Source organism: Luteimonas sp. A501, from assembly GCF_054052085.1.
Map to the genome: position 1 here is coordinate 54,335 of NZ_JBSVRI010000002.1, position 23,077 is coordinate 77,411.

The window sequence follows — 23,077 nt, forward strand, 5'->3', positions numbered from 1 at the left end:
CTGTTTCAATCCCGACGCCACCCCAACGAAAGTCATGACCACTTCATGCAACCTCAATCGAGCGGACCGGGTTGGTTTCGCGGCGTCGTTCCTCTGTGCGCTGCACTGCGCACTGCTGCCGCTGGCGCTGGCCGTGCTGCCCACGTTCGGGCTGTCGGTGGGCGGCTGGGTGGACATCGACCAGGCGGTCACGGTGTTCGCCACGCTGCTGGGCGCCACCACGCTGGCGATCGGCTTCCGCCGCCACCGCGCGTTCCGGGCGTGGGCGCTGCTGGTGCCGGGCCTGGCGCTGGTCTGGCTGGGGGCGTTCAGCCCGCTGCATGACCACGGTATGGTCCACGCTGCGGTGATGACCCTGGGCGGCCTGATGATCGCCGGCGCGCACCTGTTGAACCTGCGCCTGACCCACGCTGCCGCGGCGGCCCGCGCGACGCCGTGAAACCGGCGCGCGTGCTAGGATGCGCGCCCTGTGGCGTGCAAAAGCGCGCCCCACCGAACGAACTCCAGGAGCGACAGATGGGTAAGGGCGATCGCAAGACGGCCAAGGGCAAGCGCTACAACTCCAGCTACGGCAACGCCCGCAGCCACGCCACCGCGAAGGCGACCGGCGCCACCGCCGCGCCGGTTGCGAAGAAGGCTGGCACCAAGACCGTGGCCAAGGCCCCGGCAAAGAAGGTCGTGGCCAAGAAGACCGTGGCCAAGGACTGACGTCCTGCGCCAGCGTTGACGTACGAAGCCCCGCCAGAAGCGGGGCTTCGTCGTTTCCGGTCAGCGGGTCGCGGCCCCCGCCTCGATCACCGCCCATACCCGCAGCAGGTTGTCGCCCAGGATCTTGCGGATGTCTTCGTCCGAATGTCCGCGTGCCTGCAGCCCGGCGATGAAGTTGGGGAAGTCGGCCACGGTGCGCAGGCCTTCGGGCAGCTCGCCGTCGACGCCATCGAAGTCGGAGCCGATGCCGACATGGTCGACCCCGATCAGCTTGACCGCGTAGTCGATCTGGTCGAGCACGTCGCTGATCGGGGCCTCCACCTTGGGATGGTCCAGCTCCCACTGCGCTTCGAAGGCCTTGCGGTCCAGCGCCGGTTCGCCGGCGGCCACCGCCGCCGCACTGCGCCGGTCGAAGGCGAGCGACTCACGGAACCAGTCGCGGGTATTGGCCGCGGCGGTCGGATTGACGAACGCGGTGCCGAACGGAATCTGCACGACGCCGCCCTTCGCCGCGATGGCCCTGGCCAGTTCGTCGCTGAGGTTGCGCTCGAAGTCCGGAGTGAAGTGGCGCAGCGCGGAATGGCTGGCGATCACCGGCACGTTGCTGAGTTCGATCGCCTGGTGCACGGCGTCGTCGGACAGGTGCGAGACGTCGACCATGATCCCGAGCCGGTTCATCTCCCGCACCACTTCGCGGCCGAAGGGGCTCAGGCCGTTCCAGCGCTTCTCCACCGTGTAGGAGGAGTCGGCGATGCGGTTGTTGCCGCTGTGCGCCAGGGTGATGTAGCTCACGCCGCGGTCGCGGAAGAAGGCGAGCTGCGCAAGGTCTTCGCCGAGCGGAGCACCGTTCTCGAGTCCCAGCGGCAGCAGCACGCGGCCACCGGCACGCAGGCGTTCGACGTCGCCCGGCGAGGTCAGCAGGGCGAAGCGGTCCGGGTGTCGCGCGACCAGCGCCTCCACCGCGTCGATCTGGATGTTGGCCGCCTGCCAGGCGCTGCCGGACTCGTCCTGGCGCGCGGAGGTGTAGATCGACATGAAGGCGACGTCCAGGCCCCCTTCACGCGCGCGCGGGTAGTCGAACTCGCGGTCGGGCGCGGCCTCGCCGAGGTCGGCCCAGCTGGAGACCAGCACTCCGGGCGCATCGATATGGGTATCGACGATGATCGCGTCGGCGGCCAGCGCGCGCGCGGCGTCGGTGGCCTGGGTCAGCGCGGTGGCGGGCAGGGCGAAGCTCAGGGCGAAAGCGAGTGCGAGTGCGTGGCGGCGTGGGCTTTGGGGCATCGGGAGGCTCCTTGTCGGACGGAAGGGTTTGTCGCGGCTGTAGGCGCTGCCACAGGGGGGTTCGGCAACCGTGGGCGGCATTCTCATAGCGGCATGTCCTGGTGGCATTCGTGGGAGCTACAGCCGCGATGGCACTTCGTAGCGGCATTTGTGGGAGCGGCTATAGCCGCGACGCCTTTCGTGCCGGCAACACATCTCATGGTCCCGCAATCAGGCCACCCGGCGGCCGCCGGAATGGACGGAGGCGGCAAGCTCCCCGCCCAGCCAGTAGCACAGCGCCGCAGGCTCGCGCACGCGCCAGCGCACGAAGTCCGCGCGCAGGCCGGTGCGCAGCATGCCGCGGTCGCCGAGGCCCAGCGCGCGTGCGGCGTGGATGGTGGCGCCGCGCAGCGCCTCCGCCGGCGTCAGGCGGAAGTGGGTGCAGGCCAGCTGCATGGCCTGGCGCAGCGACAGCAGCGGCGAGGTCCCGGGATTGCAGTCGGTGGCGACCGCCATCGGCACGCCGTGCGTGCGGAACGCATCGATCGGCGGCAATGTCGTTTCGCGCAGCACGTGGAAGGCGCCCGGCAGCAGCACCGCCACGGTGCCGGCGGCCGCCATCGCGCGCACGCCTGCATCGGAGGTGTGTTCGACGTGGTCGGCGGACAGGCCGCCGAATTCCGCCACCAGCGCCGCGCCTTCGCCATCACTGAGCTGGTCGGCGTGCAATTTCACCGGGAGCTCGAGTGCGCGTGCGGCCTCGAACACGCGGCGGGTCTGCGCGTTGCTGAAGCCGATGCGTTCGCAGAAGGCGTCCACGGCATCGACCAGGCCTTCAGCGTGCAGTCGCGGCAGCCAGTCGCAGACGGCGTCGATATAGCCGTCGGGATCGCCGGCGTATTCGGGTGGCAGCGCGTGGGCGCCAAGGAAGGTGGTGCGCACGCCAATGCCAAGCGCGTCGCCGAGTTCGCGCGCGGTGCGCAGCATCTTGCGCTCGTTGTCGAAGTCCAGGCCGTAGCCGGATTTCACTTCCAGCGTGGTCACGCCATCGGCGACCAGGGCGCGGGCGCGTGGCAGGGTTTGCGCCAGCAGCGCCTGCGCGTCGGCGGCGCGGGTGGCGCGCACGCTGGAGACGATGCCGCCGCCGCCACGCGCGATGTCCTCGTAGCTGGCGCCGGTCAGGCGCTGCTCGAACTCGGCGGCGCGATCGCCGGCGAACACGATGTGGGTGTGGCAATCGACCAGGCCGGGGGTGACAAGATCGCCGCCGGCGTCGATCACCTCGTGCGCGAGCTCATCGGCGCGCGCGGGCAGCGCATCGGCCGCCCCGGCAAACACGATTCGTCCGTCGCGCCAGCCAAGCGCGGCGTTCTCGAGCAAGCCGTAAGCGTCCGGGCCGTCTTCAGCCGTGTCGCCGTCCAACCCGCCATCGTCAAGCGTGGCCAGGCGCGCATCGAGCAGCAGGCCGTCCCAACGCTCAGTGGCCATCGGCGAGCGCCCGGACGGGGGTGGTGGCTGCAGTGCAGGGCATGTCAGGACCTCGGGCTGGCATCGACGCGGTAGCCTATCGCACCCCGCCGCCGGAGCGTGCCGCCATGTCCCCGAACCCGATCCCCGAAGCGTCCGGCATGTCCGTCGCAGGCGAAGCGCGCGATGGCGCCTTCGCGCCGCGCGCGGTGGCCGGCGGCTGGCAGCTGCCAACGATCGCCAACCTGCATTCGCACGCTTTCCAGCGGGCGATGGCCGGGCTGGCCGAACGCCAGACGCATCCCGAGGATTCGTTCTGGACCTGGCGCGACACCATGTACCGCATGGCCGCGCGCTTCGATCCTGATTCGCTGTATGCGGTCGCAAGCCAGCTCTACGTCGAGATGCTGGAGGCCGGCTACGGCAGCGTCTGCGAATTCCACTACCTGCACCACGCGCCCAACGGCCGGCCCTACGCCGATCCGGCGGCGATGTCGCAGGCGCTGGTGGCCGCCGCGCGCGACACCGGCATCCGCCTGACCCTGCTGCCGGTTCTGTACATGACCGGCGGCTTCGACGGCCGCGCGCTGGGCGAGCGCCAGAAGCGCTTCGGCCACGACGTCGATGGCTACCTGCGCCTCTTCGAGACGATGCATGCACAGACCGGCGACATGCTGCGCGTCGGCTGCGCCCTGCACAGCCTGCGCGCCGTGCCGCCGGAGGCGATGCGCGCGGTGCTGGCGGCGCTGCCCGCCGACGCGCGCATCCACATCCACATCGCCGAACAGGTGGGCGAGGTGCAGGACTGCCTCGCCATCCGCGACCTGCGCCCGGTGGAATGGCTGCTGCAGAACGCCGACGTCGACGCGCGCTGGACACTGGTGCACGCGACCCACCTCAACGACTGGGAAGTCGCGGGCATCGCGAAGAGCGGCGCCACCGTCGCCATCTGCCCGACCACCGAGGCCAACCTCGGAGACGGCCTGTTCCGCCTGCGCGATTATCTCGATGCCGGCGGCGCCTGGGGCATCGGCTCGGATTCACATATCTCCGTGTCGCCGGTCGAAGAGCTGCGCTGGCTGGAGTACGGCCAGCGGCTGCTGAAGCGGCGTCGCAACATCGCCGTGGGCGCTGCATCGTCCAGCGTCGGCGAGACCCTGCTGCGCGGCGCGTACGCGAGCGTGGCCAACGCCGCCGGCTTCGATGCCGCCGGTGACATGCTGGTGCTTGATGCGGAGGCGCCGCTGCTTGCCGCTGCGACCGCGGGCGACGTTGCCGACCGCTGGCTGTTCAGCGGAAACCGGCCTTGCATCAGCGAAGTGCATGTGGCCGGCCGTCGGGTGGTGGCCGACGGCCGCCATGCGGACAGTGGTGCGGTGCTTGCGCGGTATCGGACGGCGCTTGCGACGCTGTCCGGCGGGCACGCCACCAGCCGCTAGCAGAAGCGGCTGGTATCCCGCGCGCCCACGCAGATCAGGCGCAGCCGGCCTTGGCAATCATGAAGGGCTTCAGATGATCGGCGGCGCGACAATGCGCCACGCGTTCGCGATGACCGAGGTCACCGCCGAATAGACGTCCTGCAAGGCCCGCTCCAGCGGGTCGGTGGTCTCGATGCGATACGACGCACCCTGCTCGATCGCCGCCTTCACCGGCCCGATGTAGTGATTGCTGCCGATGTTCAGGATGCCCGCCGGATCGTTGAACTGGATGTGGGTGCCCAGCGGGTTGGGCAACATGTCGAGGACCGGGACCTGGCGCTGCACGCCGGTCGCCCAGTCGCCGTCGATGCTGTAGTGGCGCATCTGGCCGTTTTCCGCGCCATGGCGGATGGCCCCGGCGTCAAGGCCATGCTGGCGCAGCGTGTTGTCGTGGATGCCCTGCGCGTTGAACGTGATCGCGGTGCTGCCGGTCGCCGCCGCTGCCATGGACGCGAGACCGCCGCCAAGCGAGTGCCCGGTGTAGACCACGTTGTCGCCGCCAAAGGCGTTCTCGGCCTGGTGCGCGAGGGTGACCGCAGTGTCGTACTGCCGGGTCTGGAAGCCCGCCGACTGCGCGATCACCGTGCCCACGTCCTCCACGCCTCCGGTGTCGTTTCCGGCATAGGCCACGACGTAGTTGCCGACACCATCGGTGTAGACGCCGGCCTCCATGCCGTGGCTGTACTGGAGGCCGGGATCGATCCCCGCCGCGGCCAGTTCGCCGTCGCCCATCCGCTGCCAGCCGTCCGCGTCCTGGCGCAGGTAGACGGCCTCCGCGACGCCCGCCATCGCGCTGTCGAATGCCTGGTCCATCCCCGTGCCGCCCACGGCCTGGTCGAAGCCGCCGTCGCGTCCCGGAACGCTCCCCGTGTTCGGGTTCAGGGCTTCGTGGACCTGGCGGAAGAAGAGATCGGCCGCGTGCAGCGCGTTGTTGATAAGGGGCTGGAACATGTCGGGACGGACCTCGGCGGCGCGCGTGGAACGCAGGATGCAGCGAGTCTCGTGTCCGTTCCCGGTGCGGACAACCTAGGGCTGACTGCAGGTGGCGATGACCGCGGTCACGTTTCACGACCATGGCGTCGCAGGCCGTGCGTCGCATGGGGCTGGCCCCAATGACGCCGAGCGGATGGATGTGGCCAGACTTGTTGGCCAGGGGATGGACCACATGACCGGACGGGAGAGTCTGATGAAGAAGAATGTGATGTTGACGGCCGCGGCCACGCTGCTGATCGCGCTGGCGGGGCCAGTCGCCGCGATGGAAACCACCGAAGCCGAACGCGAGTCGGCGATGGCGTTGCAGGCGCAGGAACGGGCGGACTATCCGATGTATTTCCAGCGCGCCCACGAGCGCTACCCGGCCATTCCACGCGGCGTGCTCGAGGCGATCGCCTACACGGAAACCCGCTGGGTCCACGTTGATCCCGATGCCCACGGCAAGGCCGGGCATCACCACATGCCGGCCTCGTACGGCGTGATGGGCCTCTATCGCGGCGGTGGGTTCGACAACCAGGTGGCGGAGGGCGCAAAGGTCCTTGGTGTCAGCGAGCGCCTGGTCGTGGTGGATCCGGAGACCAATATCCTGGCCGCTGCGGCGCTGCTGGACCGTGCACTGAAGAAGGATGGTGGCACCAGCCGGGCCGGCGGTGGTGTGGAAGCCATGGCCGGTGCGCTCGCACGCTATGCCGGTTATGGCAGCGGCGATGGCAACATCCACGGCTTCGCACGGCAGAGTTTCGCCTACGAGGTGCTGCAGACGTTGGCGCGTGGAGTGGACGAGAAGGGCATCCGCATCTCCGCCATGCCCATCGAAATGGAACTCGCCTTTCCCGCCGATCGCCTCCGGCTGCTCGGCGCCCCGGCACTAAGGCTGGACTACGGCACCGACACCATCGGTGCCACGGATGAGCTGGTGGAGGAGCACCCGGCGCGTGCAGCAGGGCGCGTGGAAGCGCAGGCATCCGACGTGGGCATCGCCATGGATTTCGGCGAGGCGATCTGGAACCCGGCGCATTCCAGCAACTACAGCACGGCCGGCAACGGCCGCTCTGCCGTGATCATGCATACGATCGAGGGCAGCTACGCTGGCGGAATCTCCTGGTTCAAGAACCCCGCATCGAACGTCTCGGCGCACTACGTGATCCGCAGGTCCGATGGCCAGGTCACGCAGATGGTGCGCGAGCACCACCAAGCCTGGCATGCGGCGTATCACAACTATTACACCATCGGCATCGAACACGATGGGCGCGCCGGTGACGCCGGCAACTGGACCTCGGCGATGATCAACGCTTCGGCGCGCCTGACCCGGAGCATCTGCGCGCGCCAGCCGGTCAACTGCGCGTCCGCATGGCAGGGTCCCGGCTACGACTACTGGCACGTGGTCCCTGACAGCGTTCGCATCAAGGGCCACGGGATGCTGACCAGCAACCAGAACCGCTACGACCCGGGCCGGTACTTCCCCTGGGCAAGTTTCTACAACCTGATCAACAACGGCGCACCGCCGCCGGCCACGGCACCGACCTACTGGGTCGACACCTACGCCAGCGCGCCCGGCTTTCCGTCGCCGACCGGTGGCTCGCAGAGCGGCAGCCTGCACGCCGGCACCAACTATGTGTACTGCAAGGCCTGGGGCCGCGAGATCCGCAGCGGCGCGACGTTCAACCGCTGGTGGCTCAAGACCGACCTCGACGTGGGGCCGGCGGGGCAGTGGGTGTCCGCCTATTACCTCTCGCGCTGGGGCAATGACGAAGCGCGTGACAACGACGGCTACGACCTGCCGCGCTGCGACGTCCTGCCGCATGGCGAGATTGGCAGGAAGTACTACGCCATGGGCGGCGTGCGCAGCCACCTGGGCGTGCCCGATCTGGCCGAGATGGCGGCCCAGGCGGGTGGTCGCTACCAGCAGTTCCGGAACGGCATGATCCTGTGGCATCCGCGCACCGGCGCGTTCGCGGTCGCCGGCAAGATCCTGGAGCACTACCGGGCCACCGGTTCGGAAACACGCTGGGGCTTCGCGATGATCGACGAGCTCAACGCCGCCGTGTCCCCGGTGTCGGGGCAGCGCGGCAAGTTCCAGTACTTCGAGGATGGCCTGTTCCTGTGGACGCCGGCCACCGGCGCGCACGCGGTGCACGGCGCGATCCTGGCGCACTTCGAGAACAACGGGCGCGAAGCGGCGCTCGGCTATCCGAAGACCGACGAGCAGGCGCACGGCAGCAACGGCCGCAAGCAGCAGTTCGAGCGCAAGACGCTGTACTGGACGCCCGAGCGCGGGGTCTGGGCGGAGTGAACACGATCGCCTGATCCGCGGCGGCCGGCATTCGCGTGCCGGCCGCCGCCTTCCCCGTGCACCATGTTCCGGTCGCGCTGCGCGACCGATGAAAATTTCCGTCGGGCGCTGCGACTAATACGTTGAGACCCAAGCAGCAGGCATCTTTCCGGGATGGAAATCGAAAGGGCGTTCACCGCCATGGTCCAGGACAACCGCGGGGCGCTGGTGCGCCTGGCGCGGCGATATGCCGGTCCTGACGACTGGCAGGACCTGCTGCAGGAAATGCAGCTCCAGCTCTGGCGCAGCTTCGGCGGCTTCGACGGGCGCGCGCAGCGCTCCACCTGGCTTTACCGGGTGGCGCTGAACACCGCGCTGAGCCACGTGCGCAAGCCGCGTCGCGACCACCGTTCGCTGGACGACGTGCCCGAACAGGGCGACACCGGCCATGCGGTCGATCCCATGGGCGTGCTCGACGAGTTCCTCGCGATGCTCGATCCGCTGCAGCGCAGCGTCCTCCTGCTCGACCTTGAAGGGCTGCCCCGCGAGCAGGTCGCCGACGTGCTGGGCCTCAGCGTCAACGCGGTGGCGGTGCGCATGACGCGCCTGCGCCAACTGTTCGAACAGCGATTCCTGGAGGGCTGAGCATGGACTGGGACAAGATGAGGAACGCGTGGCGCGGCGACGCGCCGACTGTGTGCCTGCTGCCGATGGAAGAGCTTCGAACGCGCGACCAGGCGCTGTGGAAGAAGGTGCGCCGGCGCGACCTGGTGGAGACGGTCGCGGCGGTGCTCGTCGTCATCTTCTTCGCCCTGATCACGCTGGCGGCGCTCGTGGAAGGCGAGTGGCTGCAGGCGGGGTTCGCCCTGCTGATCACAGCCTGGGGCGTGGCGCTGCCGTTCCGGCTGCGCCGGTCCAGGCGGCTGGCACCGGATCCCGACCATGGCGTTCCACTGCTGGCCTACCTGCAGCGGCAGCGCGACGCCACGCTGGCGCAGGCGCGGATGCTCGAACAGGTCTGGCTCTGGTACCTGACTCCTCCAGCGATCGGGCTGATCGGGCTGACCTTGGCGCGCGACGGTGCGACCGCTGGCGCACTTCGCTATCTTGCGGTGATGCTGGTGCTGTACGCGGCCCTGGCCTGGATCAACCGCCGGGTGGCGCGGACGCAGTTCCGTGCCCACGCCGAAACACTGCAACGCCAGATCGACGGGCTGGCGAGGGACGACACGTGACAACGGACAGCGTCATTCCAGGAACACCCTCCGTGCCCGTGGATGCCACCCATGCCAAGGAGAGCGCCATGCCAACCCGTCCTGCTTCCGTATTCCCCGTGCTTGCCGGGCTCGCACTGGCCGTGAGCGGCAGTGTCCATGCCGCTGACAACGCCGCGCTTGCGACGCTCATCGACCAGCGACTGGCCGGTGACCGCACCGGCGCCTGCATGGCGGTGGCGGTGATCGACAAGGGTGACGTCGCGCGCGCGTTCCGCTGCGCCGACCCCAAGGCCACCGCACGCGTAGGCCCCGACAGCGCGTTCGAGATCGGTTCGGTCGCCAAGACCATGACGTCCACCCTGCTGGCCGACCTGATCGTGCAGGGCAAAGCTTCGCTGGACGATCCGCTGGCCGACTACCTGCCCGAAGGCACGGTGGTGCCGCAGTTCGAAGGTGCGCCGATCCTGCTGCGTCACGTGGTCACGCACACCAGCGGACTGCCGGCGCTGCCTGCGCGAATGGCGATCACCAATCCCGCCGACCCGTATGCCGCGCTTACGGTGGATGACCTGCTCGCCTCGCTTGGTGACGTAACGCTGGCGCAGGCTCCGGGCACGCAGTTCGCGTACTCCAACTTTGCTTCGATGGTGCTGTCCTATGCGGTGACGCGTCGCGCCGGAAGTGACTTCGAAACCCTGCTCAGGCAGAAGCTGCTCGCGCCGCTGGGCATGGACACGGCTTACATCGGCCAGCGCCCCGAGGGCGTGCGCGCCGCGGACGGGCACACGCCCAACGGCGTGCCGACCGCGGCGTGGACCTTCCCGGTGGACGTTGCCGGCGTGGGCGGCGTGCGCGCCACGCTGGATGACATGGTGCGCTACGTGCAGGCCAACCTCGATCCTTCGGGAACGCCGCTGGAAGCTGCGATCGAACTTGCACAAACGCAGGTCGGCGATCAGCCGCCGATGGCCATGAACTGGATGATCCTGCCCGTGGACGAGCGCAGCGTGCTGGCGCACGAGGGTGGAACCGGAGGGTTCTCGTCGTTCGTGTCGGTGGACAAGGCGCAGCAGCGCGGCGTCGTCATCCTGTCCGACACCAACTGGAACTCCATCGATGGCCTGGCCAGCCTCGGCCTGCACCTGGTCGACGCTTCGTTCCCGATGGGCGAGCCGCGCAAGCTGGTGGCACCGCCGCAGGAGCTGCTCGACGGGCTCGTCGGCGAATACCAGCTGCAGGGCATGATGAAGATGAGCCTGCGCCAGCGCGACGGCAAGCTGTTTGGCCAGGCCGAGGGCCAGGGCGAATTCGAGCTGTTCCACGACAGCGCCGGGGATTTCTTCCCGACGGTGGTGGATGCCGTGCTGCGGCCGCAGGAGAAGGCGGACGGCGGCTACGCGTTTACCTGGATGCAGGGCGGTGGCGCGATTCCGGCGACGCGTCTCGGCGAGGCTGGCGAAGGTGGTGAGGTTGCGCAGAAGCCCGCGCTTTCGGACGAGGATGTGGCGGCCTATGCCGGCGAATATCCCCTGATGCCGAACTTCGTCCTGACGGTGCGTGGGCAGGACGGCTCGCTGCATGCCCAGGCCACGGGACAGAGCGAGTTCCCGCTCCAGGCGCGAGGCAAGGACACTTTTGAAGCGCCGGCGTTCGGCGTCGAGATCGTGTTCAAGCGCGGCGCCGACGGCAGCGTGGAATCGCTCGAGCTGCACCAGGGCGGACAGGTGCTTCCCGGCAAGCGGAACTGAGCGCGCCCGGTGCCAGGTAAAACCTGAAAGAACCTGCGGGAGCGGCAATCGCGGCTGTAGCCGCTCCCACACTGCCTGGCTGGCAATCATGGCCATGGCTGCTCCCACAATGGCTGGCTACGGGTCGCGGTTGTGGCCGCTCCCGCACACGATTACCGGTCGGGGCTGGTGCCGAAGGCTCCTCAGCCAAACAGGTCGTAGCCGGCCGGCAGCGCGCCCTCCAGCTTCAGCAAGAACTGCTTGGTCGGCAGGCCGCCGCCGAAGCCGGTCAGCGATCCATCGGCACCGATCACGCGGTGGCAGGGCAGCACGATCGGCAGCGGGTTGCGGCCGTTGGCGGCGCCGACTGCGCGGGTCGCGGTTGGCCTGCCGATCCTGTGCGCGAGATTGCGATAACTCCAGGTCCCGCCGTACGGAATTTCCGCAAGCGTGGTCCAGACCGCGCGCTGGAAGTCGGTGCCATGCGGCGACAATGGCAGGTTGAACTGCATGCGCTTGCCAGCGAAGTACTCGCCAAGCTGTCGCTGCGCTTCGAGCAGCACGTCGTTGCTGCCTTTTTGCCAGCCATCGCCCGGCGATGGGCCGTGCGGCGGCGGGAAGTCGATGCGGCGCAGTCCGTCTTCGTCGGCGGCCAGGGTCAGCTCGCCGATGGGCGTATCCATATGCAGGCAGGTGATGGTCATGGGCTTGCCTCATGCGTTGTGGGTCGCGCGCGGGTGCGCGGCGTCGCGGCGCGGACCCGCGTCGCTGGAGGTGTCGTGGCGGCGCGCTCCATCGCGTCCTTCCACAGATGTATCACCGCGTAGGCGCGCCACGGGCGCCAGACCTCGGCGTGGGCGCCGAGCGCCTTGGCCGTGAGTCGGGAGCCGTCCGTCGGCAGCGCTTTTTGCAACACCAGGTCTTCCGCCGGGAACGCATCCGGGTGGCCGAGCGCGCGCATCGCGATGTACTGCGCCGTCCATGGACCGATGCCCGGAAGCGCCACCCACCGCGCGGCGAAGTCTTCAAGCGTGCGCTCGGGCTGGAAGTCGACCCGGCCATCGAGCAGTGCCCGCGCCACGCCGCGCACCGTTTCTGCACGCGCGCGGGTGAGCCCGATGCTGCCGAGGTCGGCATCGGCAAGCGCGTCGGGCGTCGGGAACAGATGGTCGAGGCCTTCGTCGAGCGGCACCGGTAGCACCTCGCCGAAACGCTGCGCCAGGCGCGTGGCCAGGGTGCGCGCGGCGGCCACGCTGACCTGCTGGCCAAGCACGGCCCGCACCGCGATCTCGAAGCCGTCCCAGCCGCTGGGCAAGCGCAGGCCGGGGCGCGCATGCAGCAGGGGTCGCAGCCGGTCGTCCACTGACAACGTGGCGGCGATCAGTTGGGGATCGGCATCCAAGTCGAACATGCGCCGCAGCCGCTGCACGATGTCGAGCAGGCGCGCCGCCTGCGCTGCGTGCAGTTCCAGCCGCAGCGCATGCTCGTCGCCAGGCCATGCCGAGACCCGCAGCCACCCGTGCGGCGCGCCATCGGTGCCGGCGATCACGCGCGCGTAGTGCGCATTGCCCACCGACTCCACGCCCGGCAGCGCGCGGCCGCGCAGGAACGCCAGCATCGCCGCGAAGTCGTAGGGCGGCCGATAGCCCAGGCGGAGCACCAGCGCATCGCCCGGCGCCTGGCGTGCCGCACCTGGCTGCCGGCGCAGGTCCCGCGGCGCCATCCGATATGCATCCTTGAAGCTGGTATTGAAGCGCCGGAGGCTGCCGAAGCCGGCCGCAAGTGCGACCTCGGTGACGGGCAGCGCGGTCTCGGTCAACAGCTGCTTGGCAAACAGCAGGCGCCGCGTGCCGTGCACGGCGACCGGCGGCGCGCCGACACGCTCCACGAACAGGCGACGCAGCTGGCGCTCACCCATGCCGATGCGCTCGGCCAGCGCCGACAGCGGCGCATCGGCCAGTGCGCCCTGATCGATCAGCACCAGCGCGCGCGCGACCGCCGCGTCACCGCGCCGCCAGGCACCATCTGACGGCGACAGTTCCGGACGGCAGCGCAGGCATGGGCGGAAGCCCGCGCCCTCGGCAGCCGCCGCGCTGGCGTAATAGGTCACCCGCTTCGCGAACGGCGCCGGGCACACCGGGCGGCAGTAGATCCGCGTGCTGTGGACGCCGGTGAAAAACAGGCCGTCGAAGCGCGGATCGCGGCTGCGTCGGGCCTGGTCGCAGACCGCGGCGTCGGGGAGCAGGGGCGTAGCCATGGATGCAGGCTAGCACCGCCGCCATGACCTGACTCGCCGCTTTCGGACATCAGGGCGGAAGCCCCCCGGGAGGCTCCCGCCACGCTCGGCTCAGTGCGCGGGATCGCCCTCAAGCGCCGGCAGCAGCGCCGCCGGATCGCCGTCATGGTCGGCCGCGGGGATACCCAGCAGCCGCACCAGCAATGGGTAGACGTCGACGTTGTCGATCGGCTCGATCACCGCACCGCTGCGGAACGCCGGGCCGGACGCGATGAATACCGCGCGCATCGACGGCAGCGCAGGGTCGTAGCCGTGCGAGCCGCGCATGCCGCCGGCGGAGCGGCGTTCCAGCATCTGCGGCGCCAGCGCATCCCAGCCCTCGTCCATCTGGCAGACGATGGCCGGGATGCGCGGATGCGTGCCGTAGTGCCAGCGCGCCGGGAGCGCGTCCCGGCGCCAGCATTCGTAGTGATCGTGGCGGCCGGGCAGGCGTGCAACCACCTCGGCTTCAAAGCCGGGATTGGGCTGGACCTGGATCACCTGGCCGATGCTGACGATGCGCGCCTGTTCCATCGTCACCATGTCGCTGGTCGACACCTGGTTGCCCGGCGGCACCGGCGCCATGCCGTGGTCGGAGACCAGCACGATATTGGTGTGCTGCAGGCGCCCGCCGCGCTGCAGGTTCGCGAGCAGGCTGCCGATGGCGGCATCGATTTCATCCAGCGCCGCGCGCGCCTCGTCGGAATCGGGGCCAAAGGTGTGGGCCGCCGTGTCGACGTTGTGGAAGTAGAGCGTGGCCAGGTGCGGGCGGGTGGCTTCGGGCTCGAGCAGCCAGCCTGCGACCGTGTGGGCGCGCTCCAGTGGCGTGATCGACTCGTCGTAGAGATTCCAGCGCGTGGGGCGTACGCCATTGATCTCGGCCTCGGTGCCCGGCCAGAACATGGTTGCGGTGGACAGACCGGCGTTCTCGGCGCCCACCCAGATCGGCTCGCCTCCCCACCACGCGCTGGTGCCCACCGCATCGCGGTCGGACAGGCGGAAGGCGCCGAGCTCCGCGTCGAGCATCGAGTTGTGGACGATGCCGTGGCGATCAGGGCGCAGGCCGGTGGCGAGGGTGTAGTGGTTGGGGAAGGTCAGCGTGGGGTAGGACGGCGTCATCCAGCGTGCCTGAACGCCGCCCGCGGCGAGCCGGACGATGTTGGGCGAGTCGGTGGCGTTGATGCGGTCCGGATGCAGGCCGTCGATGGAGATGAGCAACAGCGGGTTGGTGCTGGCGCCGATGGCTGTGCCGGTGCTGGCAATGGCCTCAGCTTGAGCGTTCGTCGTGGTGGGCACGCCGGGGCTGCTGCAGGCGCCGAGTATCAACAGGGCGGCGAGAGTGGCGGCGAACTGCGCCGCGGGTCGGGTATGTAATGGCATTGGCGAATGGTACGGCGCGAGGATGACACTGCAATCGCGAGCCGAGGCGCTGAAAGTGCGCTCGGAGCTTTCTGCTCTCTGGACGCGGTCACATATCCATTGGCAAATGCTATTGAACGACATGCTGCAGGCCGGTTGCGTTCAGCCATTTTCATGGTCCGCCCGATCCCGCTGCAGGTCGCCTGCATGGTGTTCCCGTGCGGTTCGGGAACTGTGTCCGCACGGGACAGGCAATGGGCTAGAATCATGGGCGACACCGTTTCCGGACAGGTGGCCCGCGCCAACGCGCCGGCCGAGCGTGCGACATGAGCACTACCACCGCCCACTGCTGATCCTTGCCCGCGGCCGATCCGGAAGGCGCCCGCGTGGCGCCTTTTTCATGCCCGCGGGGCCACCCGCCAGACCAGAACGCCAGCCCACATGATCACCATCACGCTCCCCGACGGCAGCCGCCGCGAGTTCGAAGCCCCCGTCACCGTCATGCAGGTCGCCGAGTCGATCGGTCCGGGCCTGGCCAAGGCGACCGTCGCCGGCAAGGTCGACGGTCGCCAGGTCGATGCATCCGACCTCATCGAGCACGACGCCAGCCTGCAGATCCTGACCCCGAAGGACGCCGAGGGCGTGGAGATCATCCGCCACTCCAGCGCGCACCTGGTCGGGCACGCGGTGAAGCAGCTCTACCCGGACGCCAAGATGGTGATCGGCCCGGTGATCGACGAGGGCTTTTACTACGACATCTGGCGCGAACAGCCGTTCACCCCCGAAGACATGGTCGCGATCGAGCAGCGCATGCGCGAGCTGATCGACACCGAGTACGACGTCATCAAGCGCATGACCCCGCGCGACGAGGTCATTGAAACGTTCAAGGCACGCGGCGAGGACTACAAGCTGCGCCTGATCGATGACATGGGGCCCGAGGTCACGGCCATGGGCCTGTATCACCACCAGGAATACGTGGACATGTGCCGCGGCCCGCACGTGCCGAACACGCGTTTCCTGAAGGCCTTCAAGCTGCTGCGCACCTCCGGCGCCTACTGGCGCGGCGACGCCAAGAACGAGCAGCTGCAGCGCATCTACGGCACCGCCTGGGCCGACGCCAAGCAGCTCAAGGCCTACGTCCTGCGCATCGAGGAAGCCGAGAAGCGTGACCACCGGCGCATCGGCAAGGCCCAGGAGCTGTTCCACCTGCAGGAAGAGGCCCCGGGCCTGGTGTTCTGGCACCCCAAGGGCTGGGCGCTGTGGCAGGTGGTCGAGCAGTACATGCGCGGCGTGTACCGCAGCAGCGGCTACGGCGAGGTGCGCTGCCCGCAGATCCTGGACGTGAGCCTGTGGCAGAAGTCCGGCCACTGGGACAACTACAAGGAGAACATGTTCTTCACCGAGTCCGAGAAGCGGACCTACGCGCTGAAGCCCATGAACTGCCCCGGCCACGTACAGGTGTTCAACCAGGGCCTGCACAGCTACCGCGACCTGCCGATCCGCTACGGCGAGTTTGGCAGCTGCCATCGCAACGAGCCCTCCGGCGCGCTGCACGGGATCCTGCGCGTGCGCGGCTTCACCCAGGACGACGGCCATGTCTTCTGCACCGAGTCGCAGATCGAGCAGGAGGTCACCGACTTCCACGCCCAGGCGATGAAGGTCTACGCCGATTTCGGCTTCACCGAGGTGCAGGTCAAGCTGGCCTTGCGCCCCGAGCTGCGCCTGGGCGACGACGCCACCTGGGACAAGTCCGAGGCCGCGCTGCGCAATGCGCTTTCCGCCGCGGGAGTGGAGTGGGAGGAGCTGCCGGGCGAGGGCGCTTTCTACGGCCCCAAGATCGAGTACCACCTGAAGGACGCCATCGGCCGCACCTGGCAGCTGGGCACCATGCAGGTCGATTTCATGATGCCGGGCCGTCTTGGCGCGGAATACGTCGACGAGGCCAGCCAGAAGCGCACCCCGGTCATGCTGCATCGCGCCATCGTCGGCTCGATGGAGCGCTTCATCGGCATCCTGATCGAGAACCACGCCGGAGCGTTCCCGGCCTGGCTGGCGCCGGTCCAGGCGGTGGTGATGAACATCACCGATGCCCAGGCCGACTGGGCCGACGAAGTCCGGAAAACCCTTGCAGATCAAGGCGTCCGGGTGGAATCGGATTTGCGGAACGAGAAAATCGGATATAAGATCCGCGAGCATACGCTGCAGCGCGTACCGTACCTGCTCGTGGTGGGGGACCGCGAGAAGGAACAGGGCACGGTCGCCGTCCGCACGCGTGCAGGGGAAGACCTGGGTTCGATGCCATTGGCCGATTTCACGGCCAGGATGCACGCGGAACAGGGTCCCTGAGTATCATGTAACCCGGTGCCTGCCCTTGCGGCGGGCGCAGTGGGTCCCGGACACGGGGCCTTGCCAGAAGTGCCACCCACGGAGATCGCAATATCAGTACCCCGGACAAGCAGAACCGCAGGAACCTCGACATCCGCGTACCCCGCGTACGCGTGATCGGCTCGGATGGCGAGATGATCGGCGTGCTTTCGCGCGACGAAGCCCTCGCCATGGCCGTTGAAGAGGGCTTGGACCTCGTCGAGATCCAGCCCAACGCCGATCCGCCGGTCTGCAAGATCATGGACTTCGGCAAGTTCAGGTTCGAGGCGCAGAAGAAGGCGAACGAAGCCAAGAAGAAGACCCGCCAGGTCGAGATCAAGGAAGTCAAGTTCCGTCCGGTGACCGACGAGGGCGACTACCAGATCAAGCTGCGCAAGATGCGCGGCTTCCTCGAGGACGGCGACAAGATCAAGGTCAACATCCGCTTCCGTGGGCGCGAGATGAGCCACCAGGAGCTGGGTCGCGGCATGGCTTCGCGCATCGAGGCCGACCTGGGCGAAGACATCGTCGTCGAGTCCAGGCCCCGCCTCGAGGGCCGGCAGATGGTGATGATGATCGCGCCGAAGAAGAAGTGATGCCGCGCGCCGCTGGCGCGTGACTTCCCCTCTTGTTTTGCGGGGGAGGCGTGATTTGCCACATGAACCCGTCTCCGTGCATAATGTGCGGCTCGGTTCGCCCGCGTTGCGGGTGGGCCGGTTGGACCCGCCTCGGCTGCTTTCGGCACCCGGGGCCATCAAGCAGGCAAGGGCAGGACGGAAAGAGTGGCGCCAGCCACCGCCCGGGCCAGTAGAAGAGCTACCAACAAGGACATCGCAATGCCCAAGATCAAGACGCATCGGGGCGCGGCCAAGCGCTTCCGGAAGACTGCTTCCGGCAAGTACAAGGCGGGCCACGCCAACCGCAGCCATATCCTCACGAAGAAGCCGACGAAGCGGAAGCGCAATCTCCGCCAGACGAACCATATCCGGGCGTGCGACAGCGGTCGCCTCGACCGCATGCTGCCGTATCTCTGAGGAGGACTGAACAATGGCACGAGTCAAACGTGGTGTGCAGGCACGCCGTCGTCACAAGAAGGTCCTCAAGCAGGCCAAGGGTTACTACAACGCGCGCCGCAAGGTGTTCCGCGTTGCCAAGCAGGCCGTCACCAAGGCCCTGCAGTACGCCTACATCGGCCGCAAGCAGAAGAAGCGCAATTTCCGCTCGCTGTGGATCACCCGCATCAACGCCGCGGCCCGCATCAATGGCCTGAGCTACAGCCGTTTCATGAACGGCATGCTGAAGGCCGGCATCACCCTCGACCGCAAGGTGCTGGCTGACATCGCCGTGCACGACGCGGCGGGTTTTGCCGCGCTGGCCGAGAAGGCGAAGGGCGCGCTCGCAGCGTAAGACGTGTCGCCCGCGCGCGGTGCCCCCGGCACCCGCGCCAGGCGGACATCGCGATACACGCATGGGGAAGGGCGCAAGTCCTTCCCCATGCTTCGTTTACGGCCCCCGAAGGCCTTCCGATGGTGCCCCGATGACCGATATCGAATCCGTCCGCGAGCAGGCGCTCGCCGACATCGCAGCAGCCGCGAGCCCCGACGCCATCGAGGCATTGCGCGTGGCGCTCCTGGGCAAGAGCGGCAGCGTCACCGCGCAGCTGAAGACGCTGGGCGCGCTTCCCGCCGACCAGCGCAAGGCGGCCGGTGAAACGATCAACCGCGCGCGCGATGCCATCGGCGCCGCGCTGTCGGCGCGCAAGGCCGATCTCGACGCCGCCGCGCTCGACGCGCGCCTGGCCAACGAGACCATCGACGTGACGCTCCCTGGCCGCGACGCCGAGGCCGGTGGCCTGCACCCGGTCAGCCGCACCATGGAGCGCATCGCCGACATCTTCGGCCGCCTGGGCTATGAGCTCGCCGACGGCCCCGAGATCGAGGACGACTGGCACAACTTCGAGGCCCTGAATTTCCCGCCGCACCATCCGGCGCGGGCCATGCACGACACCTTCTACACCGCCGACGACGGCAGCGGCGAGCGCCGGGTGCTGCGCACGCACACCTCGGGCGTGCAGGTGCGCTACATGCAGGACCTGCTCGCCCGCGGTGGCCAGCCGCCGCTGCGCATGATCGCGCTGGGCAAGGTCTACCGTTCCGACTCCGACCAGACGCACACGCCGATGTTCCACCAGTGCGAGGGACTGCTGGTCGACGAGCACGCGAGCTTCGCCGACCTGAAGGGCACGCTGTCTGAATTCGTGCGCGCTTTCTTCGAGCGCGACTTCGAGATGCGCTTTCGCCCGAGCTACTTCCCATTCACCGAGCCCTCGGCCGAGGTCGACATCGCCTGGGCGCAGCCCGACGGCAGCACCCGCTGGCTGGAGGTCCTGGGCTGCGGCATGGTGCATCCGAAGGTGCTGGCCAACGTCGGCATCGATCCCGAGCGCTACACCGGTTTCGCCTTCGGCCTGGGCGTGGAGCGCTTCGCGATGCTGCGCTACGGCGTCGACGACCTGCGCAGCTTCTTCGACAACGACCTGCGCTTCCTGCGCCAGTTCGCCTGACGCAGCTGCGTCAGTCCCTCGACCCTGACAATCGGGTGTTGCGATGAAATTTTCCGAGAACTGGCTGCGCCAGCACGTCCCCACTACGGCCACGCGCGAGGAGCTGGCCGCGACCTTGACCGCGATCGGCCTGGAGGTCGAAGAAGTCACGCCGCTGGGCGAGGCGCTGGACGGCGTCGTGGTTGCGCGCATCGTGTCGGCCGGGAAGCATCCCGAGGCCGACCGCCTGCAGGTCTGCCAGGTTGATGCGGGCGCTGCCGGCATGCTGCAGATCGTGTGTGGCGCGCCCAATGCGCGCGTGGGCCTGGTGGCGCCGCTTGCGACCATCGGAACGACCGTCGGCGAACTCACGATCAAGGCCGCGAAGCTGCGCGGCGTCGAGTCCAACGGCATGCTGTGTTCGGCGAAGGAGCTCGGCATCGACGCCGATGCCTCCGGCCTGCTGGAACTCGCGGACGATGCGCCCGTGGGCACGCCGCTGGCGGACCACCTCGGCCTGCCCGACGCCAGCCTCGAGCTCAAGCTCACGCCCAACCGCGCCGATTGCTTCAGCGTGCGCGGCATCGCCTATGACGTGGCCGCGGCCTGTGGCGGCACGGTCGTGGAGCTCGACGCCGCTCCGGTGCCGGCAACCGGCGACGCTGCGGTCGAAGTGCGCCTGGAAGCCGGTGGCGATGCGCCGCGCTACCTCGGCCGCGTCATCGAAGGCATCGACGCCACCCGTGCCACGCCGGTGTGGATGGCCGAGCGCCTGCGCCGCAGCGACATCCGCCCGGTATCGCTGCTGGTCGACATCACCCAGTACGTGATGCTGGAGCTGGGCCAGCCGATGCACGCCTATGACCGAGCCCTGCTGAGGGGTCCCGTCGGCGTTCGCCGCGCGCGCGCCGGTGAGTCGCTGGTCCTGCTCGACGGCCGCGATGCCGCGCTCGACGACGGCTTCCTCGTCATCACCGACGCCGACCGCGCCGTGGGCCTGGCCGGGGTGATGGGCGGCTTCGACACCCGTGTCACCGATGCCACGCGTACGGTGTTCCTCGAGGCCGCGCACTTCGCGCCGGCCGCGATCATCGGCCGTGGCCGCCGCCTTGGCCTGCACACCGAAGCGGGGCACCGCTTCGAGCGCGGCGTTGATCCCGAGCTGCCGCGCACCGCCATCGAACGCGCGACGCGTCTGGTCCTGGATATCGCCGGTGGCGTGCCCGGGCCCGTCAGCGAGGCGGTGATTGCCGATGCGCTGCCGCGCCCGACCACGATCACGCTGCGCCGCGCCCGCCTGTCGCGCGTGCTCGGCGTGGCCATCGCCGATGCCGACGTCGAGCGCATCCTGCGCGCCCTCGGCCTGGGCGTCGAGGCCGAGGCCGGAGGCGAAGGCTGGACGGTCACCGCGCCGACCCGCCGCTTCGACCTGGCCATCGAAGAGGACCTGATCGAAGAGGTCGCACGCATCCACGGCTACGACGCCGTGCCCACCACGCTTCCCGGCGGCTCGACCCGCCTGGTGGCGCCGACCGAAGGGCGCGTGCCCGAGCACGACCTGCGCCGCGTGCTGGCGGGCCGCGGCTACCTGGAAGCCATCAACTACGCCTTCGTCGATGCCGCTCTGCTGGAGCGCTGGCAGGTCGACGAGGCGCTGGTCCGGCTGGCCAACCCGCTGAGCGCCGAGCTCGGCGTGATGCGGCCGCGGCTGCTGCCCGGGCTGGTGGACGCGCTGGCGCGCAACGCCGCGCGCCAGCAGGACCGCGTGCGCCTGTTCGAGCTGGGCAAGGTGTTCACCGCGACTGCGGCCGGCAAGGCACCACGGGAGACGCCACGCATTGCCGCGGTGGCCAGCGGCAATGCTGCCGCCGAACAGTGGGGCGTGCCCGCGCGCCGCGTCGACTTCCACGACCTGAAGGGCGACCTGGAGGCCTTGGCGGCGCTGTCCGGCACGCGCCTTGAGTTCCGTCCCGCGACGCCGTCCTGGGCGCATCCCGGCCGCGCCGCCGACGTGCTGCGCGAAGGCGTGGTGGTGGGATCGATCGCCGAACTGCATCCGCGGCTGCAGCAGGCGCTGGATCTGGACCACCCGGTGGTGGCGTTCGAACTCGATCTCGCCGTGCTGCTGGCACGCGGCCTGCCGCGCGCGCGCGCGCTGTCGAAGTTCCCCTCGGTGCGCCGCGATCTCGCATTCATCGTTGCCGACTCCGTTGCCTGGGGTGAACTCGAGGCCACGGCGGTGGCCGCCGCCGGACCCTTCCTGCGTAGCCTGCGACTGTTCGACGTCTATGCCGGCAAGGGCGTGGAAACGGGATGCAAGAGTGTCGGCATGGGCTTGATTCTGCAGGATGATTCGCGCACGCTGACCGACCGCGATGTGGATGCGGCGGTGGCTTCGGTCACCGATGCGGTCGCTGCGGCGCACGGCGCAAGGATCAGGAATTGACCAGGGGGCTGGCATGGCGTTGACGAAGGCTGAAATGGCTGAGCGGCTCTACGAAGAAGTGGGTTTGAACAAGCGCGAGGCGAAGGAATTCGTCGATGCCTTCTTCACCGCGCTGCGCGAGGCCCTGCAGGGCGGCCGCCAGGTCAAGCTTTCGGGTTTTGGCAACTTCGACCTGCGCCGCAAGAACCAGCGCCCTGGCCGCAACCCCAAGACCGGCGAGGAGATCCCGATCTCCGCGCGCACCGTGGTCACCTTCCGCCCCGGCCAGAAGCTCAAGGAGCGGGTCGAGGCCTACGCCGGAGGCACCCATGCTTGATCCCGGCAGCAACCGCGAACTCCCGCCGATCCCGGCCAAGCGCTACTTCACCATCGGCGAAGTCAGCGAGCTCTGCGACGTCAAGCCGCACGTGCTGCGCTACTGGGAAACCGAATTCCCCAGCCTCAGCCCGGTCAAGCGCCGCGGCAACCGCCGCTACTACCAGCGCCACGACGTGCTGATGGTGCGCCAGATCCGCGGCCTGCTGTACGAGCAGGGCTACACCATCGGTGGCGCCCGCCTGCGGCTGGAGGGCGACGATGCGAAGCAGGAGTCCGCACTCAGCAGCCAGATCATCCGCCAGGTGCGGATGGAGCTGGAGGACGTGCTGCTTCTGTTGCGGCGCTGAGCACATCCGAAGTTTCGACGCCGGACGGCTCCCATCGTGGCGCCGCGGCGGCTATAATTCTCCGACCGGGGTATAGCGCAGCCTGGTAGCGCACTTGTCTGGGGGACAAGTGGTCGTCGGTTCGAATCCGGCTACCCCGACCAAAATTGCTTGAAGAATCAGCGGCTTGTCGATGACCTCGGCGGCCGCTTTTTCGTTGCAACCCTATGGCAACCCTATCGGTTGAGCGACAGCCCCGGCGCGACGTCGGTCCACGGCAGGTCGTGACCGTCCAGATAGACCGTCGTCATCGCCACGTCGGCGT

At 68.7% G+C, this 23,077-nt stretch carries 21 protein-coding genes and 1 tRNA gene; 16 read left to right on the forward strand and 6 right to left on the reverse strand.

The window, feature by feature from the left end:
- Positions 1-34: 34 nt before the first annotated feature.
- Both ACW7G5_RS06695 and ACW7G5_RS06700 read left to right on the forward strand, forming a co-directional pair.
- Positions 35-439 (forward strand): MerC domain-containing protein, encoded by a 405-nt coding sequence (locus tag ACW7G5_RS06695; RefSeq protein ID WP_457002999.1) that lies wholly within the window; start codon positions 35-37, stop codon positions 437-439.
- A gap of 77 nt (positions 440-516) precedes the next feature.
- Positions 517-708, forward strand: a complete 192-nt coding sequence (locus ACW7G5_RS06700) for a 30S ribosomal protein THX (protein ID WP_457003001.1) — start codon at positions 517-519, stop codon at positions 706-708.
- Between the two features lie 60 nt (positions 709-768).
- On the opposite strand, the gene ACW7G5_RS06705 is transcribed toward ACW7G5_RS06700, so the two are convergent.
- Together ACW7G5_RS06705 and hutI are read right to left on the reverse strand one after the other, a co-directional pair.
- Entirely contained in the window at positions 769-1,989 is a 1,221-nt protein-coding gene (locus ACW7G5_RS06705; RefSeq protein WP_457003003.1) for a dipeptidase, read from the reverse strand.
- A gap of 210 nt (positions 1,990-2,199) precedes the next feature.
- Positions 2,200-3,456: an imidazolonepropionase gene (gene hutI / locus ACW7G5_RS06710; RefSeq protein ID WP_457003004.1), complete on the reverse strand. Its 1,257-nt coding sequence runs from the start codon at positions 3,454-3,456 to the stop codon at positions 2,200-2,202.
- Positions 3,457-3,563: 107 nt separating this feature from the next.
- Here hutI and ACW7G5_RS06715 point away from each other — a divergent pair, with 107 nt between their 5' ends.
- Entirely contained in the window at positions 3,564-4,874 is a 1,311-nt protein-coding gene (locus ACW7G5_RS06715) for a formimidoylglutamate deiminase (RefSeq protein WP_457003006.1), read from the forward strand.
- Between the two features lie 69 nt (positions 4,875-4,943).
- Here the strand turns inward: ACW7G5_RS06715 and ACW7G5_RS06720 are convergent, their stop codons facing one another.
- Positions 4,944-5,864, reverse strand: coding sequence for a hypothetical protein (locus ACW7G5_RS06720; RefSeq protein ID WP_457003008.1), 921 nt, complete (start codon positions 5,862-5,864; stop codon positions 4,944-4,946).
- 235 nt (positions 5,865-6,099) lie between these two features.
- Between ACW7G5_RS06720 and ACW7G5_RS06725 the strand changes: the two genes are divergently transcribed.
- The 4 genes from ACW7G5_RS06725 (at position 6,100) to ACW7G5_RS06740 (ending at position 11,143) form a co-directional block, all read left to right on the forward strand.
- Positions 6,100-8,199: an N-acetylmuramoyl-L-alanine amidase gene (locus ACW7G5_RS06725; RefSeq protein WP_457003010.1), complete on the forward strand. Its 2,100-nt coding sequence runs from the start codon at positions 6,100-6,102 to the stop codon at positions 8,197-8,199.
- Positions 8,200-8,352: 153 nt separating this feature from the next.
- Positions 8,353-8,823 (forward strand): RNA polymerase sigma factor, encoded by a 471-nt coding sequence (locus tag ACW7G5_RS06730; RefSeq protein ID WP_457003011.1) that lies wholly within the window; start codon positions 8,353-8,355, stop codon positions 8,821-8,823.
- A 2-nt stretch (positions 8,824-8,825) separates the two neighbouring features.
- Entirely contained in the window at positions 8,826-9,413 is a 588-nt protein-coding gene (locus ACW7G5_RS06735) for a hypothetical protein (RefSeq protein ID WP_457003013.1), read from the forward strand.
- A gap of 68 nt (positions 9,414-9,481) precedes the next feature.
- Positions 9,482-11,143: a serine hydrolase gene (locus tag ACW7G5_RS06740; protein WP_457003015.1), complete on the forward strand. Its 1,662-nt coding sequence runs from the start codon at positions 9,482-9,484 to the stop codon at positions 11,141-11,143.
- Between the two features lie 182 nt (positions 11,144-11,325).
- Here the strand turns inward: ACW7G5_RS06740 and ACW7G5_RS06745 are convergent, their stop codons facing one another.
- From ACW7G5_RS06745 to ACW7G5_RS06755, 3 genes are all read right to left on the reverse strand, one after another.
- A complete protein-coding gene (locus ACW7G5_RS06745; protein WP_457003017.1) occupies positions 11,326-11,826 on the reverse strand; it encodes a methylated-DNA--[protein]-cysteine S-methyltransferase in 501 nt (166 codons plus the stop codon).
- Positions 11,823-13,379, reverse strand: a complete 1,557-nt coding sequence (locus tag ACW7G5_RS06750; RefSeq protein WP_457003019.1) for an AlkA N-terminal domain-containing protein — start codon at positions 13,377-13,379, stop codon at positions 11,823-11,825. Before ACW7G5_RS06750 ends, ACW7G5_RS06745 begins: the two co-directional genes overlap by 4 nt.
- Positions 13,380-13,469: 90 nt before the next feature.
- Positions 13,470-14,777, reverse strand: a complete 1,308-nt coding sequence (locus ACW7G5_RS06755; protein ID WP_457003021.1) for an alkaline phosphatase family protein — start codon at positions 14,775-14,777, stop codon at positions 13,470-13,472.
- 420 nt (positions 14,778-15,197) lie between these two features.
- Here ACW7G5_RS06755 and thrS point away from each other — a divergent pair, with 420 nt between their 5' ends.
- The 9 genes from thrS (at position 15,198) to ACW7G5_RS06800 (ending at position 22,916) form a co-directional block, all read left to right on the forward strand.
- Positions 15,198-17,102 (forward strand): threonine--tRNA ligase, encoded by a 1,905-nt coding sequence (gene thrS, locus ACW7G5_RS06760; protein ID WP_457003023.1) that lies wholly within the window; start codon positions 15,198-15,200, stop codon positions 17,100-17,102.
- Between the two features lie 92 nt (positions 17,103-17,194).
- Positions 17,195-17,716, forward strand: coding sequence for a translation initiation factor IF-3 (infC, locus tag ACW7G5_RS06765; RefSeq protein WP_457003954.1), 522 nt, complete (start codon positions 17,195-17,197; stop codon positions 17,714-17,716).
- 240 nt (positions 17,717-17,956) lie between these two features.
- Positions 17,957-18,154 carry a 50S ribosomal protein L35 gene (rpmI, locus tag ACW7G5_RS06770; RefSeq protein ID WP_457003025.1) on the forward strand — a complete coding sequence of 66 codons (198 nt, stop codon included), beginning with the start codon at positions 17,957-17,959 and terminating at the stop codon, positions 18,152-18,154.
- Between the two features lie 13 nt (positions 18,155-18,167).
- Positions 18,168-18,527: a 50S ribosomal protein L20 gene (rplT, locus tag ACW7G5_RS06775; protein ID WP_343254941.1), complete on the forward strand. Its 360-nt coding sequence runs from the start codon at positions 18,168-18,170 to the stop codon at positions 18,525-18,527.
- A gap of 130 nt (positions 18,528-18,657) precedes the next feature.
- A complete protein-coding gene (pheS, locus tag ACW7G5_RS06780) occupies positions 18,658-19,683 on the forward strand; it encodes a phenylalanine--tRNA ligase subunit alpha (protein ID WP_457003027.1) in 1,026 nt (341 codons plus the stop codon).
- Positions 19,684-19,726: 43 nt separating this feature from the next.
- Positions 19,727-22,108: a phenylalanine--tRNA ligase subunit beta gene (gene pheT, locus ACW7G5_RS06785; protein WP_457003029.1), complete on the forward strand. Its 2,382-nt coding sequence runs from the start codon at positions 19,727-19,729 to the stop codon at positions 22,106-22,108.
- A 13-nt stretch (positions 22,109-22,121) separates the two neighbouring features.
- Complete coding sequence (locus ACW7G5_RS06790; protein ID WP_457003031.1) at positions 22,122-22,424, forward strand: integration host factor subunit alpha; 303 nt, start codon at positions 22,122-22,124, stop codon at positions 22,422-22,424.
- On the forward strand, positions 22,417-22,773 hold the full coding sequence (locus tag ACW7G5_RS06795; protein WP_457003033.1) for a MerR family transcriptional regulator: 357 nt from the start codon (positions 22,417-22,419) through the stop codon (positions 22,771-22,773). The genes ACW7G5_RS06790 and ACW7G5_RS06795 overlap by 8 nt, the downstream gene beginning before the upstream one ends.
- A gap of 66 nt (positions 22,774-22,839) precedes the next feature.
- Positions 22,840-22,916, forward strand: a tRNA-Pro gene (locus ACW7G5_RS06800).
- Positions 22,917-23,077: the final 161 nt, after the last annotated feature.

Bases quoted from the DNA above. Each gene is read 5' to 3' on its own strand.
- ACW7G5_RS06695 (WP_457002999.1), top strand. From the start codon at position 35: ATGACCACTTCATGCAACCTCAATCGAGCGGACCGGGTTGGTTTCGCG.
- ACW7G5_RS06700 (WP_457003001.1), top strand. From the start codon at position 517: ATGGGTAAGGGCGATCGCAAGACGGCCAAGGGCAAGCGCTACAACTCC.
- ACW7G5_RS06705 (WP_457003003.1), bottom strand. From the start codon at position 1,989: ATGCCCCAAAGCCCACGCCGCCACGCACTCGCACTCGCTTTCGCCCTG.
- hutI (WP_457003004.1), bottom strand. From the start codon at position 3,456: ATGGCCACTGAGCGTTGGGACGGCCTGCTGCTCGATGCGCGCCTGGCC.
- ACW7G5_RS06715 (WP_457003006.1), top strand. From the start codon at position 3,564: ATGTCCCCGAACCCGATCCCCGAAGCGTCCGGCATGTCCGTCGCAGGC.
- ACW7G5_RS06720 (WP_457003008.1), bottom strand. From the start codon at position 5,864: ATGTTCCAGCCCCTTATCAACAACGCGCTGCACGCGGCCGATCTCTTC.
- ACW7G5_RS06725 (WP_457003010.1), top strand. From the start codon at position 6,100: ATGAAGAAGAATGTGATGTTGACGGCCGCGGCCACGCTGCTGATCGCG.
- ACW7G5_RS06730 (WP_457003011.1), top strand. From the start codon at position 8,353: ATGGAAATCGAAAGGGCGTTCACCGCCATGGTCCAGGACAACCGCGGG.
- ACW7G5_RS06735 (WP_457003013.1), top strand. From the start codon at position 8,826: ATGGACTGGGACAAGATGAGGAACGCGTGGCGCGGCGACGCGCCGACT.
- ACW7G5_RS06740 (WP_457003015.1), top strand. From the start codon at position 9,482: ATGCCAACCCGTCCTGCTTCCGTATTCCCCGTGCTTGCCGGGCTCGCA.
- ACW7G5_RS06745 (WP_457003017.1), bottom strand. From the start codon at position 11,826: ATGACCATCACCTGCCTGCATATGGATACGCCCATCGGCGAGCTGACC.
- ACW7G5_RS06750 (WP_457003019.1), bottom strand. From the start codon at position 13,379: ATGGCTACGCCCCTGCTCCCCGACGCCGCGGTCTGCGACCAGGCCCGA.
- ACW7G5_RS06755 (WP_457003021.1), bottom strand. From the start codon at position 14,777: ATGCCATTACATACCCGACCCGCGGCGCAGTTCGCCGCCACTCTCGCC.
- thrS (WP_457003023.1), top strand. From the start codon at position 15,198: ATGATCACCATCACGCTCCCCGACGGCAGCCGCCGCGAGTTCGAAGCC.
- rpmI (WP_457003025.1), top strand. From the start codon at position 17,957: ATGCCCAAGATCAAGACGCATCGGGGCGCGGCCAAGCGCTTCCGGAAG.
- rplT (WP_343254941.1), top strand. From the start codon at position 18,168: ATGGCACGAGTCAAACGTGGTGTGCAGGCACGCCGTCGTCACAAGAAG.
- pheS (WP_457003027.1), top strand. From the start codon at position 18,658: ATGACCGATATCGAATCCGTCCGCGAGCAGGCGCTCGCCGACATCGCA.
- pheT (WP_457003029.1), top strand. From the start codon at position 19,727: ATGAAATTTTCCGAGAACTGGCTGCGCCAGCACGTCCCCACTACGGCC.
- ACW7G5_RS06790 (WP_457003031.1), top strand. From the start codon at position 22,122: ATGGCGTTGACGAAGGCTGAAATGGCTGAGCGGCTCTACGAAGAAGTG.
- ACW7G5_RS06795 (WP_457003033.1), top strand. From the start codon at position 22,417: ATGCTTGATCCCGGCAGCAACCGCGAACTCCCGCCGATCCCGGCCAAG.